Annotated in this window: 11 protein-coding genes; 4 read left to right on the forward strand and 7 right to left on the reverse strand. The window is 70.3% G+C overall.

The window, feature by feature from the left end:
• The first annotated feature begins 192 nt into the window (after positions 1-192).
• Positions 193-2,070, forward strand: coding sequence for an ABC transporter ATP-binding protein (locus QBE02_RS06890; RefSeq protein ID WP_279367648.1), 1,878 nt, complete (start codon positions 193-195; stop codon positions 2,068-2,070).
• 131 nt (positions 2,071-2,201) lie between these two features.
• Here QBE02_RS06890 and QBE02_RS06895 read toward each other — a convergent pair whose 3' ends face one another.
• Positions 2,202-4,085, reverse strand: a complete 1,884-nt coding sequence (locus tag QBE02_RS06895; protein WP_279367649.1) for a phosphoenolpyruvate carboxykinase (GTP) — start codon at positions 4,083-4,085, stop codon at positions 2,202-2,204.
• Positions 4,086-4,203: 118 nt separating this feature from the next.
• Here QBE02_RS06895 and QBE02_RS06900 point away from each other — a divergent pair, with 118 nt between their 5' ends.
• A complete protein-coding gene (locus QBE02_RS06900) occupies positions 4,204-5,643 on the forward strand; it encodes a helix-turn-helix transcriptional regulator (RefSeq protein ID WP_279367650.1) in 1,440 nt (479 codons plus the stop codon).
• 149 nt (positions 5,644-5,792) lie between these two features.
• Here QBE02_RS06900 and QBE02_RS06905 read toward each other — a convergent pair whose 3' ends face one another.
• Both QBE02_RS06905 and QBE02_RS06910 read right to left on the reverse strand, forming a co-directional pair.
• Entirely contained in the window at positions 5,793-6,830 is a 1,038-nt protein-coding gene (locus tag QBE02_RS06905; RefSeq protein ID WP_279367651.1) for a phenylacetaldoxime dehydratase family protein, read from the reverse strand.
• 5 nt (positions 6,831-6,835) lie between these two features.
• The gene (locus QBE02_RS06910; protein WP_279367652.1) at positions 6,836-7,852 is read right to left on the reverse strand and encodes a carbon-nitrogen hydrolase family protein; all 1,017 of its coding nucleotides are present in this window, start codon (positions 7,850-7,852) and stop codon (positions 6,836-6,838) included.
• A gap of 28 nt (positions 7,853-7,880) precedes the next feature.
• Here QBE02_RS06910 and QBE02_RS06915 point away from each other — a divergent pair, with 28 nt between their 5' ends.
• Positions 7,881-8,960 carry a helix-turn-helix domain-containing protein gene (locus tag QBE02_RS06915; RefSeq protein ID WP_279367653.1) on the forward strand — a complete coding sequence of 360 codons (1,080 nt, stop codon included), beginning with the start codon at positions 7,881-7,883 and terminating at the stop codon, positions 8,958-8,960.
• A 95-nt stretch (positions 8,961-9,055) separates the two neighbouring features.
• Here the strand turns inward: QBE02_RS06915 and QBE02_RS06920 are convergent, their stop codons facing one another.
• Both QBE02_RS06920 and QBE02_RS06925 read right to left on the reverse strand, forming a co-directional pair.
• Positions 9,056-10,528, reverse strand: a complete 1,473-nt coding sequence (locus QBE02_RS06920) for an NAD-dependent succinate-semialdehyde dehydrogenase (protein ID WP_279367654.1) — start codon at positions 10,526-10,528, stop codon at positions 9,056-9,058.
• A 334-nt stretch (positions 10,529-10,862) separates the two neighbouring features.
• On the reverse strand, positions 10,863-12,707 hold the full coding sequence (locus tag QBE02_RS06925; RefSeq protein ID WP_279367655.1) for an FAD-dependent monooxygenase: 1,845 nt from the start codon (positions 12,705-12,707) through the stop codon (positions 10,863-10,865).
• Positions 12,708-12,803: 96 nt separating this feature from the next.
• On the opposite strand from QBE02_RS06925, the gene QBE02_RS06930 reads away from it, so the two are divergent.
• On the forward strand, positions 12,804-13,508 hold the full coding sequence (locus QBE02_RS06930; RefSeq protein WP_279367657.1) for an IclR family transcriptional regulator: 705 nt from the start codon (positions 12,804-12,806) through the stop codon (positions 13,506-13,508).
• A gap of 46 nt (positions 13,509-13,554) precedes the next feature.
• Here QBE02_RS06930 and QBE02_RS06935 read toward each other — a convergent pair whose 3' ends face one another.
• The gene (locus QBE02_RS06935) at positions 13,555-14,196 is read right to left on the reverse strand and encodes a zinc ribbon domain-containing protein (protein WP_279367658.1); all 642 of its coding nucleotides are present in this window, start codon (positions 14,194-14,196) and stop codon (positions 13,555-13,557) included.
• A 1-nt stretch (position 14,197) separates the two neighbouring features.
• Entirely contained in the window at positions 14,198-14,785 is a 588-nt protein-coding gene (locus tag QBE02_RS06940) for a TetR/AcrR family transcriptional regulator (RefSeq protein WP_279367659.1), read from the reverse strand.
• Positions 14,786-14,810: the final 25 nt, after the last annotated feature.

The raw sequence follows: 14,810 nt of genomic DNA on the forward strand, positions 1-14,810 counted from the left end.
GTCGTTGCGATCGGGCTTCGTCGGCGGGCGGGCCGAACTCCTGAAGATCGGTGCGCCCCGGGGGTCTTCACCCGGGAACGACGGCGCTTCGCGGGATTTCTCCGGAGTTTCGCACGCCATCGAGGGGACCGACCGGCGGTGTCGGTGGGGCGGGGTACGGTCGAAGCACCCCATTCCTTTCCCGAGGTGAGCATGTCGTTTCCCGCTCCCGCGCGTGGTCGGCGCGGCCGCCGCGCGCCCGAAGGCCCGCGCGCGTCGTTCCGTCAGCTGGTCCCCTTCCTGCTCGAGCACAAGAGAACGCTCGTCGTCGTCGCCGTGCTCAGCGTGCTCGGCGCCGCCGCCACGCTCGCGCAGCCGCTGCTCGTCGGCGAGGTCATCTCGCGCGTGCAGAGCAGCGTTCCCCTCGGCGCCCTGGTGTGGCTGCTGGTGGCTTTCGTCGTGCTGTCGTCGGTCATCTCGGGCTTCCAGCACTACCTGCTGCAGCGCACCGGCACCGCCGTGGTCTTCTCGAGCCGGCGGCGACTCATCTCGCGCATCCTGCGCCTCCCGATCAGCGAGTTCGACGCGCGTCGCACCGGCGATCTCGTCTCGCGCGTGGGAACCGACACGACCCTGCTGTACGCGGTGCTCACCCAGGGCTTCGCGGATGCCGTGGGCAACGCCCTCATCCTCGTCGGCGCGGTCATCGCGATGGCCGTCATCGATCCGCTGCTGCTCGGGCTCATCATCGTGGTCGTCGGCGCCTCGCTCGCGGTGGTCGTGCTGCTGAGCACGCGGATCCGCTCGGCATCCGCCGATCAGCAGGCCAAGGTCGGCGAGCTGTCGTCGGGCGTCGAGCGCGCGGTCGGCTCCATCCGCACGATCCGCGCGTCGGGGGCGACCGAGCGCGAGATCGCGGCGGTGACCGAGAACGCCACGGCCGCGTACGCCGCGGGCGTGCGCATCGCGCGGGTGTCGGCGCTCATCGTGCCGATCGCCTTCGTCGCCCTGCAGGTGTCGCTGCTCGTCGTTCTCGGCGTCGGCGGCTACCGCGTGGCATCCGGCGCCATCGACGTCGCCGCGCTCGTCACGTTCGTGATCTTCCTCTTCCTGCTCGTGCAGCCTCTGGCCTCGGCCATCGGCGCGATCACCTCGGTCAACCAGGCGCTGGGCGCGCTGGGGCGCATTCAAGAGGTGCTCGACCTCCCCCTCGAAGACGACGCCGACCGTCCGTCGTCGCCTGCGGCGGTTCCGGATGCCGTGGCCCTCGCGTTCCGCGACGTGCACTTCCGCTACCCCGACGACGTCGTGAAGGCGCGCGAGGCCGCCGCCGCGGAAGCCCGATCGGTGCTCGAGCAGGCGCACCTCGAGCGGGCGGCCGACGAGACCGCCGCCGAGGTCGACGACGACCGCGACGTGCTGCGCGGGGTGTCGTTCGAGGTGCCGCACGGATCGCGCGTCGCGCTCGTCGGGCCCTCGGGTGCGGGCAAGAGCACGATCCTCGCGCTCATCGAGCGGTTCTACGATCCGACGGAGGGGGCGATCCTCATCGACGGCGTCGACGCGCGCGACCTCGCCCGCGACGACCTGCGCGCGCGCTTCGGCTACGTCGAGCAGGACGCGCCGACCCTGGCCGGCACGATCGCCGACAACCTGCGACTCGCCTCGCCCGCGGCATCCGACGCCGACTGCGAGCGGGTGCTGCGCGCGGTCAACCTCGGCGACGTGCTGGAGCGCAGTCCGCTCGGCGTCGACGCCCCCGTGGGTGAGGACGGCGTGATGCTGTCGGGCGGAGAACGCCAGCGCCTCGCGATCGCCCGCGCGCTGCTGGCCGCTCCCCCGGTGCTGCTGCTCGACGAGTCGACCTCGTCGCTGGATGGCGTCAACGAGCAGCGCATGCGCGAGGCGATCGACGCCGTCGCCGCCGACCGCACCCTGCTCGTCATCGCGCACCGCCTCTCGACGGTCGTCGACAGCGACCTCATCGTGGTGCTCGACAAGGGCCGGGTGGTCGGTCGGGGCACGCACAGCGAGCTCGTGGCATCCACCCCGCTCTATCGCGACCTCGCGAAGCACCAGCTGCTGGTCTGAGCCGCTGCCGGGCGCGAGCGAGGAGCGAATCGATATACGCACGACGCCCCTCCCGCGCGCCAAGAACGGGAGGGGCGTCGATTCGAGGGCTCGCCCTGTCCGCACGAAACGGCGCGGAGGGCGAGCCGGTCTCAGGAGCGCTGCAGGCGGTAGCGCAGCGCGGCGAGCTCGGCGCGCAGGGCGGCTGGCAGGTGCGAACCGAAGGTGTCGTAGAACTCCTCGGTCAGGTCGGCCTCGGCGAGCCACGACGCGCGGTCGATCGAGAACAGCTCCTCGAGGTCGGCGGCGGGCAGGTCGAGACCCGACAGCTCGAGGTCTTCGACCTTGGGCAGGCGGCCGATCGGGCTGTCCACGGCATCCACCTGTCCGTCGACGCGGCGGATGATCCAGTCGATCACGCGGGCGTTGTCGCCGAATCCGGGCCAGAGGAAGCGTCCGTCGTCGCCCTTACGGAACCAGTTGACCTGGAAGATGCGCGGAGCGCGGTCGAAGCGGAGCTTCTGGCCGACCTTCAGCCAGTGGCCGAAGTAGTCGCCCATGTTGTAGCCGCAGAAGGGCAGCATCGCGAACGGGTCGCGGCGCAGTTCGCCGACGGTGCCCTCCTGGGCGGCGGTCTTCTCGCTCGAGACCGTCGAGCCGATGAACACACCGTGCGACCAGTCGGTCGCCTCGACGACCAGCGGCACGTTGGTGGCGCGACGACCGCCGAACAGGATGACGTCGAGGGGGACGCCCTCGGGGGCCTCCCAGTCCTCGGCGATCTGCGGGCACTGGGCGGCGCCGACCGTGAAGCGCGAGTTGGGGTGCGCGGCGGGGCGGCCCGACGCGGGCGTCCAGGCGTTGCCCTCCCAGTCGGTGAGATGCGGGGGCGCCTCGTCGGTCAGGCCCTCCCACCACACGTCGCCGTCGGGGCGGAGCGCGACGTTGGTGAAGATCGTGTTGCCCCAGAGCGTCTCGATCGCGGTGACGTTGGTCGACTCGCCGGTGCCGGGGGCGACGCCGAAGAAGCCGGCCTCGGGGTTGATCGCCCAGAGGCGTCCGTCTTCACCCGGTCGGATCCACGTGATGTCGTCCCCGAGCGTCTCGACGCGCCAGCCGGGGATCGTCGGGCGGAGCATCGCGAGGTTCGTCTTGCCGCAGGCCGAGGGGAAGGCGGCGGCGACGTGGTACGCCTTGCCCTTCGGGTCGATGACGCGGATGAGCAGCATGTGCTCGGCGAGCCAGCCCTCGTCACGGCCGATGACCGAGGCGATGCGCAGGGCGAAGCACTTCTTCGCGAGGATCGCGTTGCCGCCGTAGCCCGAGCCGAACGACCAGACTTCGAGGGTGTCGGGGAAGTGCACGATGTACTTCTCGTCGTTGCAGGGCCACGCGACATCCTGCTCGCCCGGGGCGAGGGGCGCACCGACCGAGTGGACCGTCTTGACCCACGGCGCTCCGCCTGCGATCTGCTGCGTGACCGAGGTGCCCACGCGGGTCATCACGCCGATGGATGCCACGGCGTAGGCGCTGTCGGTGATCTGCACGCCGATGTGGCTCAGGGGCCCGCCGACCGCACCCATCGAGAACGGCACGACGTACATGGTGCGACCGCGCATCGAGCCCTCGAAGACGCCGTTCAGCGTCTCGCGGATCTCGGCGGGGGCGATCCAGTTGTTCGTGGGACCAGCGTCTTCTTCGCGGTTCGAGGCGATGTACGTGCGCGACTCGAGGCGCGCGACGTCGCCGGGGTGCGAGCGGGCGAGGTACGAACCGGGACGCCACTCGGGGTTGAGCTTGATGAGCTTGCCCTCGTCGACCATCTCGCGCAGCAGGGCGTCGTTCTCGGCGGCCGAGCCGTCGACCCAGTGGATGCGGTCGGGCTGGGTGAGAGCGGCCACCTGGTCGACCCACGCGGTGAGGGCGGCGAGGCCGGGGCCTTCGACGGCGGGCTTCACGCCGTATCCGGGGCGGGCGGCGGGGGCCGCGGCGGTGCGGCCGGTGGAGCGGAGGGTGAAGATGTCGGCGAGTGCCATGTCGTTCTCCTCGGTTGAGAGCGAAATCGGTGGTCTTCCCCTATCTTGAGGGCCTCAAACGAGGATTTTCCCGCGTCTTTTGATGTAAAAAACCCGATTCTTTCGATATGGTCAAGGAATGGCTTCGTCGTTCGAACTGACCACGCTCGGTCATCGCATCCGGCATCACCGCCTCGCGCGGGGGTACACCCTCGACGAGCTGGGCGCGCTGGTCGGCGTGGCGGGCAGTCAGCTCAGCCTCATCGAGAACGGCAAACGCGAGCCCAAGCTCTCGCTGCTGCAGGAGATCGCGCGCGCGACCGAGACCGAGGTCACCGAGCTGCTCTCGCGCGACCCCCCGAACCGGCGGGCCGCGCTCGAGATCGAGCTCGAGAAGGCTCAGACGTCCCCGTTCTTCCGCCAGCTCGGCATCCCGCCGGTCAAGGTCACCAAGGGCACGAGCGACGAGACGATCGAAGCCGTGCTGGGGCTGCACCGCGAACTGCAGCGCCGCGAGCGCGCGACGATCGCGAGCCCCGAGGAGGCACGCCGCGCCAACACCGAACTGCGCTTGCGCATGCGCGAGATCGACAACCACCTGCCCGACATCGAGCGACTGGCCGAGAAGCAGCTGAAGGCCGCGGGGCACTCCACCGGGGCGCTCACCCACCGCACGGTGAGCATCATGGCCGAGCAGCTCGGGTTCGAGCTCATCTACGTAAGCGATCTCCCCCACTCGGCGCGCTCGGTCACCGACCTCGAGAACGGGCGCATCTACCTCCCCCCGGCATCCATCCCGGGAGGCCACGGGCTGCGGTCGATGGCCCTGCAGGCCATGGCGCACCGCCTGCTCGGCCACCGCCCGCCCACCGACTACGCCGACTTCCTGCAGCAGCGTCTCGAGATCAACTATTACGCGGCGTGCTGCCTCATGCCCGAGACGAGCGCGATGTCGTTCCTCGCCCAGGCGAAGAAGGACAAGAACCTCGCCGTCGAGGACTTCCGCGACGCGTTCGGCGTCACGCACGAAGCCGCCGCGATGCGCATGACCAACCTTATGACGACGCATCTCGGCATCCGTCTGCATTTCCTGCGCGTCGACGGCGATGGAGCGATCTCGCGCGTCTACGAGAACGACGGACTCCCCCTGCCCACCGACGTCACCGGCAGCGTCGAGGGCCAGGTCGTGTGCAAGAAGTTCTCGGCGCGCTCCGCTTTCGCCGAGCACAACCGCACCACCGAGCACTACCAGTACACCGACACCCCCGCCGGAACCTTCTGGTGCTCCACCCAGACCGGGACGACGAGCGACGGCGACTTCTCGATCACGGTGGGCGTGCCCTTCGACGACGCGCGATGGTTCCGCGGGCGCGAGACCCCCAAGCGCGGCGTCTCGCACTGCCCCGACGAGTCCTGCTGCCGCCGCCCCGACACCGAGGCCGCCGAACGCTGGCAGGGCAAGGCCTGGCCGAGCGCGCGCGTGCACCGGCACATGTTCTCTCCGCTCCCCCGCGGGATGTTCCCGGGCGTCGACGACGCGGAGGTCTTCTCGTTCCTCGATCGCCACGCGGACGGCTGACCGGGGGCATCACACGCGTGAGGCGCCAAGATGGGTCGCCTCGGGAGGCTCGCAAGCGACAAAACGTGGCGACTCGCGCAGGAGGACGGACGCACGGATGCCACGGCCCCGGGGCCTGGGGAGCGCGGGGTCGTGGCATCCGATCGTCCCTACCGTGCGCGCAGCAGACCCGTCTCGTCGTGGCAACCGACGTAGGTGAATCGCTGCTGGACGTCGGTCGGAACGGTCACCTCGTGGAAGAGCCGCAGGCGCGTCTCCGGCCCGAAACTCGAGAGATGTCGCATCGCCGCTCCGAAGATCTCGACGTGGGTCGGGTGAGAGGCCGCCCAGTCTTCCAGCGCCGCCATGTCGCGCCACCAACTCATTCCGAAGGTCCGGTCGGTGGGCTGATCGTCCTCGTCGAGGACCACCATGAAGCGATTGTCGTAGCACCCGATGGATCCGCCCTCGTCGCGGAGGAAATCCATCCCCGCCCGCAGCGGCGGTTCGACGGTCGACAGGTAGAGATCGCGCTCACGATCGCCGGTGTCGGTGATGTCCTGCCCCGATCGGATCAGGCAGGCGTTGCCATGCAGACGCACGTCCCGCACCCGACCAGATCCGGTGACGACGAGCTCGCCCGAGGGCCAGAGCGGATCGGTCTGCGCGAGCGGAAGGCGGTCGCGCATCGACCCCCAATAGGCGTGCTCCTCGATCATCCCGCTCATCTCCGTCCCCACCTCGGCGACACCCTCGGGGCGGTCGGAGGTGGAGAAGATCGTCTCGAAGCGCTCCAGGTCGGGCGTGACGAGCTCGAGGAAGCGCCCCACGCCGTCCTCCACGCGGTCGGGGTCGAGCCACGCGGCGCCTACGGACGCGAACCAGCGCTCGAAGGCGCGCGGGTCGCTCCAATACGCCGTGTCGATCGTCGTCGTATATCCCTGTGCGTCGATGTAGCGAGCGCGTTGCACGGAGCCGGGACCGTCGTGCGCGGAGCGCGCCTCGCGCATCTCACCCAGGGCGGCAGCGGCCCGAGGATCGTCTGCGTCCCGGCTCTGCACCCCGAACGACGCCATCACCACGGCGTCGACCTCGTCACCGAAACGCGCCGAGAACGAGGGATAGGGAGGCTGATACGAGCCGGGCGTGTGCTTCGGCCGGCGGTCGGGGCGCCGAAGCTTCGGCGCGATCGAGGACTCGAGTCCCATCGACGTCATTCCGCGCTGACGAGGTCGTCTGCCACGACCGGCTCCGCAGCAGGGATGTCACGAGCGGATGCCGCGACCTTGGGCAACCGCCCCGTGTCGCGGTGGTGGAGGGTGAAGACGTCCGGCCGAGAGTAGTGTCCCACGGGGTCGGCGGCGTTCTTGGCGGCGAGGATCGCGGAGTAGTCGATGTCGGCGAAGAGGATGCCCTCCTCGTCGGGTGCGAGCGGGTCGGCGAGCGAGCTTCCGTCGGGACCGAAGATCCGGGCGTATCCGCCGCCGAGTGGCAGCATGGCGCGCTTGGCATCGGTGTCGGCGAACAGCTCCTGCGCCGCTGGTCCTACGGTCGCGCACGGAGCGAGAACGAAGGTCTGCCCCTCGACGGCGTACTGGCGTGACGCACCGACATTGACCTCGGGCCCGAGGGCGTTGACGGCGCCGCCGAAGATCGAGAAGCTCGGCCACGCGGCGACGTGCAACTGCTCGTCTTGCGAGAACATCGCGTACTTGGTGAGCGGCTGCAGGTGCTCCCAGCAATTGAGCGAACCCACGCGACCGACGGGCGTGTCGACGACCACGACGTCGGAGCCGTCACCGTCGCCGAACTGCGTTCGTTCCACGTGGGTCGGCTTGAGCTTGCGGCGCGTGCTGAGGGTTCTTCCGTCCGCGTCGATCACCGCCTGCCCCATGTAGAGCGATCCGCCCGAGCGCTCGCTGAATCCGAACGCGAGCGAAATGCCGAGGGACCGGGCGACCGATTCGAGTCGCTGCCACTCGGGGCTGCCGATCTCGAGGGAGTTCGCGGCGTACGGCACGACGAATTGAGACTGCCAGGCGACCGAATCCAGCCACAGGAACCAGGGGTATCCGGGCAGCCAGACCTCGGGGAAGGCGACGATCTCGGCGCCACCGTCGCGCGCGTCGCGAGCGAACGCCTCGAGTTTGTCGATGCCCCCGTCCAGGTCGTGCCAGACGGGTTCGGCCTGCACGGCGGCGGCGCGGAAGCTCTTGCGGTAATCGGGCATGAGGACTCCTTCGGGTGAGCGGCATCGGATGATCCGCGGTGCCCACACGTTAGGAGGGAGGGGTGCCCGCGTCTCCGACTTCGCGCGCACGGTGTCCGGCGATGCACGCACCACCCATCGACGGACGTCACGGCATCCGGCGATTCGCGCACGATATCCGACCGCATCCCCGATCGACAGGCAGGCGAGGGGGAACCAGGCGTACCATCCCCGCATGTCACCTGTGGCTGTCTCCTCCGTCGCGGAGTGGACGCGCGCGTGCAGTGGCGCCTTCGTCCCCCTCCGCGTGAGCGCGACCGCGGCCGCCTTTCACGCCAGCCTGGCTCAGGTCAGGCTCGGCCCGGCCGTCACGGTGACCCGCGTCATGAGCGAGGCGTCGACGGTCTACCGAGACCAGGACCTCATTCGCCGTCAGCCACGCGACGACGTGCTCCTCTCGCTGCACCGTCGTGGACGCGGATGGATCCGTCAACACGGCCGTACGGCCGAACTGGGCTCCGGATCGGCGGTCATGTACGACGCCGCCTCCCCGTACGCGCTGTCATTTCCCGCTTCGATGAGCGAGGTGGTGCTGCAATTGCCCCGCCGCACGCTCACCAGCGCGGGCCACACGTTCGCCGGGCTGACCGCGGTCGACATCCCCGACTCCGCGCAGTTGCGCGCGCTCACCCTGCTGGCCTCGTCGATCCAGCGCCCGGCGGCCGAAGAGGCGGAAGCCATCGGCGATGCGCTCATCGGACTGCTCCGCGCGGTCGTCCAGGGCCGCGACGCGGGCGCGCCCGCCACCGATCCACACCTTCTCGTCGAGGGCATACGCCTCTGGATCGACGAGCAGTGCGTCGATCCCGATCTCACCCCCGAGCGGATCGCCGCCCACTTCCACCTGTCGCTTCGCACGCTGCAGAAGCTCTTCGCCGCAGACGGCGAATCCCCGGCGGCGTTCATCCGTTCCTGCCGGTTGCGTCGCAGCCGGTCCCTGCTGGGCGGCGGGATGAGCGTGGCCGAGGCCGCGCGGCGCACCGGTTTTCTTGATGTCGACGGCTTCACCCGCGCGTTCAAGCGCGAGTTCGCGCAGACCCCTTCATCCGTGCGCTCGGCCGGCCACTGACGCCGGTACCCGCGGTCGTCACCCGGAACGACGGATGCCACGACCCCGGGCCCTCGCGGGGCGCCGGGGTCGTGGCATCGGGTGGTCCTGCCCGATCAGGCGTAGGGGTTGGCCGTCAGCGTGTACTTCGTCTGCAGGTACTCGTGGATGCCCTCGTCGCCGCCCTCGCGGCCGAGGCCCGACTGCTTCCACCCGCCGAAGGGGGCCGCGGCGTTGGAGACGACGCCGACGTTGAGGCCCATCATCCCGGTCTCGAGCTTGTCGATCATGCGCTGACCGCGCGCGAGCGACTCGGTGAAGACGTACGAGACGAGGCCGTACTCGGTGTCGTTGGCGAGACGCACGGCGTCGTCCTCGTCGTCGAAGGGGATGATTGCGAGAACGGGCCCGAAGATCTCCTCGCGGAGGATGTCACTGCCCGGCTGCACGTCGGCCACGACAGTGGGCTCGAAGAAGGTGCCGGGGCCGTCGATGGGCGAGCCGCCCACGGTGACCTTCGCGCCGCGCTCGACGGCGTCACCCACGAGGGTCTTGGCCTTGTCGACCGCGCGGTCGTCGATGAGGGGTCCGATCTGCACGCCCTCCTCGGTGCCGCGGCCGATCTTCAAGCCCTGCACGCGCTCGGTGACGCGGGCCGTGAACTCCTCGACGACGCTGCGCTGCACGATGAAACGGTTGGCGGCGGTGCAGGCCTGGCCGATGTTGCGGAACTTCGCGAGCATCGCCCCCTCGACCGCCTTGTCGAGGTCGGCGTCGTCGAACACGACGAAGGGGGCGTTGCCGCCGAGCTCCATCGAGGTGCGCAGCACGCCCGGCGCGGCCTGCTGCAGGAGCTTCACGCCGACCGGGGTCGAGCCGGTGAACGAGAGCTTGCGCAGGCGCGGGTCGGAGATGATGCGCTCCGACACCGGCCCGGTGTTCGTGGTGGTGACGACGTTGACGACGCCGGCGGGAAGACCGGCGTCCTGCAGGATCTGCGCGAAGAACAGCGTCGTCAGCGGCGTGAGCGTGGCCGGCTTGATGACGACCGTGCACCCCGCGGCGAGCGCGGGGGCGATCTTGCGGGTCGCCATCGCGAGGGGGAAGTTCCAGGGGGTGATGAGGTAGCAGGGACCCACGGGGTGCTGCGAGACGATCATGCGGCCGGTGCCCTCGGGGTTCGCACCGTAGCGACCCTGGGTGTGGGCGGTGACCTCGCTGAACCAGCGCAGGAACTCTCCGCCGTAGCCGACCTCGCCGCGCGCCTCGGCGAGGGGCTTGCCCATCTCGAGCGTCATGAGCAGAGCGATGTCTTCCTTGCGTTCCTGCAGCAGGTCGAACGCGCGGCGCAGGATCTCGGCGCGCTCGCGCGAGGGGGTCGCGGCCCACGACGGGAACGCGTCGGCGGCGGCGTCCATCGCCGCGATGCCGTCGTCGACTGACGCGTCGGCGATCCGGTGGATGACCTCACCCGTGGAGGGGTCGTTGACGGCGACGGTCTTGCCGCCGGTGGCGGGGCGCCACTCCCCGTTGATCAGCAGGCCGGTGGGTACGGATGCCAGCAGTTCGCTCTCGCGCGAATCGGTCATGAATCCTCCTGGATCGATGCGGGGGTGTCCCGCCCATTCTCGTCAGCACACGGGGGTGCGCCGATAGACGTTGCGTATAAAGCGGATGCCGGGATCGCCACCGTGGATGACAAGGGCGGCGTCGCATGGGGGTGACGTCCGGCGTCGCGTGGTTGTGGGGAGACGCCGTGTGGACGCGAGGCGACGTCGCATGGTCGCGACGCCCCGCCGCGCCCGTCCGGCGCCCCGCCACCCCGCGATAAACGCCATTCCTTGCCGGAAACGCCGCGACGCAGCGTGTCTGGCGAGGATCGGCGTTTATCGGGAGCGCCCGGGCGAGGCGGCGACACCCGCGTCAGCCCGCTGCGGGCACCGCGGGCATCGCCATCACCCCGGCGAAGAAGCGCTCGAGCCCGGCGGGGTCGGTCAGCGGGAGCACGTGCGCGACATACTGATCGGGACGCACCACCACGACGGCTCCGTCGGCGGCGATCTCGCGCTCGGCGAAGATGTCGCTATTCGTCCAGGCCGAGGGGGCGGCGGCGAACACCTTCTCGAGGTCGATCAGGCCGAGCGGCCCCGAGCGCGGACGGAAGAGGGCAGGCACGTCGACGACGTCTTCCCACCGCCCCGGGAAGATCGCCTTGACGTCCAACACCGCGTCGAGGTCGGCGCCCTCGGGCGTGAAGCGCTCCACGATGCCCCGCGCGACCCCCGCCCACTCCCGCAGCGCCGAGCCGTCGGCATCCGCGAAGGCGTAGATCCGCCACCGCCCGTCGGCCTTCGCGTGATGACCGAGGTGCACAGCGTTGCCGTCGCACACCCGCACCACCTCGACGCTCTGGAAGCGCTTGCCGACGGGGAATCCGGATGCCAGCTCCTGCGCCGCGTCGCCCGCGACGATCCGCGAGGGGGCGTAGCGCGTGCCGAACCCGGAGGGGAACTCGGCCGTGGCGAGGTAATAGGTGGCGAGTTCGTCGGGGTCGGTGATCTCGCCGGGTTTGCGGGCCATGAGCGAGGACCACTCGCGGTCGAAATCGATGAGCTGCTGAGCGACCGGGCGGCGCTCGGCGTCGTACGACCGCAACAGCTCGGCGGGAGCCAGGCCGGTGAGCACGTGGCCGAGCTTCCAGCCGAGGTTGAACCCGTCCTGCATCGAGACGTTCATGCCCTGCCCGGCCTTCGCGCTGTGGGTGTGGCACGCGTCCCCGGTGAGGAAGACACGGGGGCTCTCGAGGTCGTCGACGAACTGGTCGGTCACCCGGTGCCCCACCTCGTAGACGCTGTGCCAGGCGACCTGCTTCACGTCGATCGAGTACGGGTGCAGGATCTCATTCGCGCGGCGGATGACCTCCTCGATCGGGGTCTGCCGCACGCGGTGGTCGTCGTCGGCGGCCACCTCGCCCAGGTCGATGTACATGCGGCTGAGGTAGCCACCCTCGCGCGGGATGTGCAGGATGTTGCCCGCGGCCGCGTTGATCGCGCACTTGATGCGCCAGTCGGGGAAGTCGGTCTCGACCAGCACGTCCATCACGCCCCACGCGTGGCGCGCGGCGGCGCCGACGTGCGTGCGGCCGATGGCCTGGCGCACGCCGCTGCGGGCCCCGTCGCAGCCCACGACGTACTGCGCGCGGATGGTCCGCTCTCCGGCGGCGGTGTCCACGCGCACCTCGACGTGGTCGTCGCGCACCTCGAGACCGAGGAACTCGACGCCGTAGTCGGGCGCGATGCGGGCGGGCCCGTGCGCCGCGGCCTCGGCGAAGTAGTCGAGCACGCGCGCCTGGTTGACGATGAGGTGCGGGAACTCGCTGATCTTGTATCCGTAGTCCTCGGTGCGGCTGGTGCGGACGATGCGGTCGGGGTTCTCGGGGTCGGGCGCCCAGAAGTTCATCCACCCGATGTTGTAGGCCTCTGCGGTGATGCGGTCAGCGAAGCCGAACGCCTGGAACGTCTCGACGCTGCGGGGCTGGATGCCGTCGGCCTGCCCGAGCGCGAGACGCCCGTCGCGCTTCTCGATGAGGCGCGTCGTGAGCTGCGGGAACTGCGACATCTGGGCGGCGAGCAGCATGCCCGCAGGTCCCGAACCGACGATGAGCACGTCGACCTCGTCGGGCAGTTCGGCGGGCCGATCAAGACCCGTGCCCGTGGCGTTCTGCACGCGCGGGTCGCCCGAGACGTAGCCGTGGTGGTGGAACTGCATCGTTTCTCCTGACGTCGATGTCGGGTTGTGCCGCCGCCCGCACTGTTCTATATTCGAACGTGACGTTCACCTATCGAACGAGAGGTTAGCCGAGCCATGTCGCCACGGCAAGACGCCGCCCCGGCCTCGCAGACCCTCAGTCGCGGCATCCGCCTTCTCGAAGAGCTCGCCGATGCCCGCTCACCGCTCTCGATCGACGACCTCGCGGCCCGCGTCGAGCTGCACCGCTCGGTGGCCTACCGCCTGCTGCGCACGCTCGAGGACCACGGGCTGGTGACGAGGGATGCCGCGGGCGCCGTGCGACTGGGAACGGGACTCGCCGCCCTGGCCGCGGGAGTGGCCGCCGACCTGCAGGCCGAGGCTCTGCCCGAGCTCACCGCCGCGGCGAACGAGCTGGGCATGACCTGCTTCCTCGTCGTCCTCGACCACGACGAATGCGTGACCCTCACCAGCGTCGAGCCCCGGCACGCCGTCACCGCTGTGGCGCAGCGGCCGGGGGCGCGGCATCCTGTCACCCGGGGAGCACCGGGACGGGCGATCCTGGCGCAGTTGCCCCCGCGCCGGTGGCCCGACGCCGTCGACGCCCGCCTCGCGGCCGAGGTGGCCGAGGCCGCCGAGCGCGGGTGGGCGACCAGCCACGACGAGGTGGTGCCGTCACTGCGTGCGGTGGCCGTGCCGCTGCCGGTGCAGGGCCGCGAGCCCGCCGCGGTCGCTGCCGTGCACGTGGCCACCGACCTCGACGACGCCGCGATCGCGGCGCGCCTGACCGCCGCAGCCGCGGCGATCCGCGGGGCGCTGTAGGCGCGGCGAGAAGCCCCTTGAGACACCCCTGAGGGGGCACCCGATGTCAGCCGACCAGGCCCGTTCCGCACGACGAGCAGAAGCGCGCACCGGCGGGGTTCTCCGATCCGCACCCGCCGCACGTCGCGACCACCGCGAGGGGTGAGCCGCACTCGCCGCAGAACTTCCCCCCGTGCGACTGCGCGCCGCACGCGCCGCACCGGGGGCGCGCCGGGGCTTTCAGATCGGTCCCGGCGATCAGGTCCACCGTCTCGAGTCGCTCCTGCACCTGCCGGCGTCGCGCCTCGGCCTGCAACTGCGCCAGCTCCTCCGTCGCGTTCGGAGAGCAACGGACGCATTGGCCGACTCCGTCGTTCCAGCACCCGTCGCCGCAGACCCAGTCGCTGCACCCTCGACACTGGTGGAACCGCGGCGCGATCTCGGCGGTCGCCGCGCGCAGGGCATCGTCTTTCGCCGGAGAGTTCGTGCCGCGGTCGAGGAAGCGGTCAGCCATCGATGCGAACTGCGAGACCGATCCCCCGAAGAGGTTACCGATGCCGCGGGCGAGCTTCTGCCCGGCCGCGCGCGGATCCGGGCGGAAGGCCGAGCGGTACCCGTTGCCGCAGCGCTCGCAGCGGAACTCGAACTGGAACCCGTCCATGTTGGACAGATCGGTGAAGTTATCGGTGAACGGGACGAGGTCGCTCATGTCACTCCTGATCGAGGCGAGGGGCGCCGGTGGCGCCAGGGAAGGACTCGGGCGGTGGCCCGAAGACGAGGTCGACGAGGGGGCCGAAGTCGTAGTCGCCGGCGTAGCGAGGCGCCTCCATGAGGAGCAGGTTGTTGATGAGCATCCCGCGCCCCATGAACGCCCACAGTTCGTGGTCGGACCCACCGGCGTCACGAAGGGTGCGATACACCTCGTCGAACTGCCGACGCGACTCCGCACCGATCGTCGGCTCCGCCGTGGCAGCCGCGAAGGCGTGCGCCCACACCAGCACGTCCGCCGGATGAGACAGCACCAGGAAACGGTAGGCCGCTCCGAGGCGGTGGGCGTCGAAGCCACCCCCGGAGGCCTCGCGGAACGTCCGCGTGATCGCCCCCGCGGCGTGAGCGTGCGTGCGGACGAACAGTTCGAGCTTCGACCCGAAGGTGCGGATGACGTACGGCTGAGAGACCCCCATCTCCGCGGCGACTCGAGCCGTGGACGTCCCGAAGTAACCGCGGGCCGCGAAGGCACGGACGGATGCCGAGAGCAACTCGTCGTCGCGTGCGGGACGGCGCCGGGGGTGCGGCATCCACTCTTCCTCTCCGGGGTGTTAT

Source organism: Microbacterium testaceum (genome assembly GCF_029761935.1).
GTDB lineage: Bacteria > Actinomycetota > Actinomycetes > Actinomycetales > Microbacteriaceae > Microbacterium > Microbacterium testaceum_A.

Excerpts from the sequence above, each read along its gene's own strand:
- QBE02_RS06890 (WP_279367648.1), top strand. The coding sequence starts at position 193 with ATGTCGTTTCCCGCTCCCGCGCGTGGTCGGCGCGGCCGCCGCGCGCCC.
- QBE02_RS06895 (WP_279367649.1), bottom strand. The coding sequence starts at position 4,085 with ATGGCACTCGCCGACATCTTCACCCTCCGCTCCACCGGCCGCACCGCC.
- QBE02_RS06900 (WP_279367650.1), top strand. The coding sequence starts at position 4,204 with ATGGCTTCGTCGTTCGAACTGACCACGCTCGGTCATCGCATCCGGCAT.
- QBE02_RS06905 (WP_279367651.1), bottom strand. The coding sequence starts at position 6,830 with ATGGGACTCGAGTCCTCGATCGCGCCGAAGCTTCGGCGCCCCGACCGC.
- QBE02_RS06910 (WP_279367652.1), bottom strand. The coding sequence starts at position 7,852 with ATGCCCGATTACCGCAAGAGCTTCCGCGCCGCCGCCGTGCAGGCCGAA.
- QBE02_RS06915 (WP_279367653.1), top strand. The coding sequence starts at position 7,881 with ATGATCCGCGGTGCCCACACGTTAGGAGGGAGGGGTGCCCGCGTCTCC.
- QBE02_RS06920 (WP_279367654.1), bottom strand. The coding sequence starts at position 10,528 with ATGACCGATTCGCGCGAGAGCGAACTGCTGGCATCCGTACCCACCGGC.
- QBE02_RS06925 (WP_279367655.1), bottom strand. The coding sequence starts at position 12,707 with ATGCAGTTCCACCACCACGGCTACGTCTCGGGCGACCCGCGCGTGCAG.
- QBE02_RS06930 (WP_279367657.1), top strand. The coding sequence starts at position 12,804 with ATGTCGCCACGGCAAGACGCCGCCCCGGCCTCGCAGACCCTCAGTCGC.
- QBE02_RS06935 (WP_279367658.1), bottom strand. The coding sequence starts at position 14,196 with ATGAGCGACCTCGTCCCGTTCACCGATAACTTCACCGATCTGTCCAAC.
- QBE02_RS06940 (WP_279367659.1), bottom strand. The coding sequence starts at position 14,785 with ATGCCGCACCCCCGGCGCCGTCCCGCACGCGACGACGAGTTGCTCTCG.